Consider the following 2182-nt stretch of genomic DNA (forward strand, 5'->3'; position numbering starts at 1 on the left):
GCGGGTGCGCTGCCCGCCGCGGTCCTCTTCCTCTGCTGCTGTCCGGCCCATGGGAACTCCGTCCGCGAGACGTGGTGTCAGCCGCACTGTGCTGATCATCCGTTGCCGCGGAATGGCACGGACCTGAACGACGCCTGTTGTTCGCCGTACCAAAGCCGCCGCGGACGGGGCTGCTGCGCGCGCTCAGGTCGCGATCAGCGTGAACTCCACCTCGGGCACGGTCCGTCCGCCGCGGGTGTCGCGGAGCGCCGCGCCCCACTGCGTGAACTCCGGCGCCTTGTCGCGGTAGCCGCGGTTGCCGCGCAGCGTGATCCGCTTCGAGTCGCGCACCCCGACCGCGTACGGGTACGGTCCCTGCACGGTCGCGACGCGGAAGAGCACGGAGTTCGCGAGCAGAATGTCGCTGGAGCGCTCGATCTCCACCGCCTGCGAGCGCCAGCCGTAGATGTGGTCCTCGGTCTGCAGGCCCAGGAACGACCAGTTCCGGACCCGGCGCAGCACCACCTCGCGCGTCTCGTGGTGCTCGACGGACACCTCGTACAGCCGCGTCGGCACGTCCGTGTCCTCGACCAGCAGCCCGTTCTCCGCCCAGCCGTTGATGCTCCACACGTTGGCGAGGGCGCCGCCCCCGCCGCGCACCCAGACGCCGTACTTGTGCGCGCCGCGGTAGGCGTAGCCGGGGTCGCCCGACTGCACGTCCTCCGGGTGCCACTTGACGAACTGCGTGACCACGTCGGCCAGATACGAGCCGGCGCCGGACTGCCACAGCAGGTTCACCGACCCCGGCGTCCGCCGCGCGGTGTCCAGGCCGAGCCCGCCGACCGTGTTGCGCCCTCCGCGCGGGGTGGCGAGCAGGGCGCGCGGCGCGTCCGGGTCGGCGAAGTGCGGGTGGCCGTCGGCGGCGAGCAGCCAGGTCTGCCGCGGGTGCAGCCCGATCAGGTTCGTCCGGGCGCGCAGCTTCAGGGTGTCGGTGAGCAGGTAGCGGCCGATGGGCACGAACACCGTCTCGTGCCGGTCCACCGCGGCCTGGAAGACGTCGAGGTCGTCCTCGCCCGCGCCGATCGTGCGGCCCATCGCCGCGGCCACGTCGGCGACGCTGACCCAGGTGTGCACCGGCGGGGGCGGGGGCGTGTCGGGGCGCAGCCGGGCGCGGACGACGGAGCCGGGCGCGCCGCGGGCGGTGTCCGCGTACACGCCCTCGCGCCGCGACTCCCGCCGGCCGAGCGCGTTCTCGACGCGCAGCCCGTACGTCAGCTCCCGGATCCGGCCGGACGGCCGCGGGCCGCGGGTGCGTGCGCCGCTCTGTGCGAGGAGCAGCAGGTCGGGGGAGCCGGTGGCGGTGCAGTCGAGCAGGGTGAGCTGGTTGGCCCGCCGGATCAGGTCGTCGTCCGCGCCGGGCAGCGAGCCGCTCTCGGCGAGCACGGCGACGGCGTCGCTCACGCCGTCGAAGTGGCAGTCCTGGACGTAGAGGTGCTGCCACTGGTCCGGCGCCGACTCGAACGCCCGCGGCGTACCGGAGAACGCGGTCCGTACGACGACGAGCTTGGCGTCGTTGAACATCGACACCGCCGCCCGGCGCTGCCCCTCGAACCGGCAGTCCAGCAGCGTCGTCTGCCAGCCCGCGGAGGCGGCGTACGCGTGCAGCCCGACCTCGCCGCCGCGCACCCGCACGCGGTGGATCAGGTTCGCGTTGTGGTCGATGCCCGCGCGGGCGCCGCCCGCGTCGATGTCGAGGTCCTGGAGCAGGCACAGCTGCGCGCCGCCGAAGCGTACGGCGATCGCGTCCGGGTTGCCGGGGCCGATCCGGATGTCGAGGTTGACCAGGCCCGAGCCGAAGGTGTCGTTGTTCGCGTACGACACGGGCCCGCCGACCGGCCGCCGCCGGAAGGAGAACACGTCGCGGGCCGCCCCCGCGGCGTACCCGGGGGTGGCCGGGCCGAGCACGAACTCCGGCCGCCGGGCGCCGAACCCGACGATGCGCACCGAGTCGTGCACGTCGACGGGCCCGGTGAGCCGGTACGTGCCGGCCGGGACGAGGACGACGCCGCCGCCGTCGCCGTACGGGAAGTCGCGGGCGCCGCCGAGGATGTCGCCGAGCTTGTTGGCGATGCCCCGGCGGGACGCCTCGTCGACGGCCGCCTGGAGCGCCGCGGTGTCGTCCCCGGCGCCGTCGCCGTGGACG

Annotated in this window: 1 protein-coding gene; it reads right to left on the reverse strand. The window is 74.4% G+C overall.

What is annotated here, in order from left to right:
* Nucleotides 1–183: 183 nt before the first annotated feature.
* A partial coding sequence (locus tag H5J30_RS28735; RefSeq protein ID WP_181790199.1) for a glycosyl hydrolase family 28-related protein occupies nucleotides 184–2182 on the reverse strand: 1999 nt, incomplete at its 5' end.

The sequence above is a fragment of the Streptomyces phytophilus genome, from assembly GCF_013870535.1.
In the GTDB taxonomy this organism is placed as follows: Bacteria; Actinomycetota; Actinomycetes; order Streptomycetales; family Streptomycetaceae; genus Streptomyces; species Streptomyces phytophilus.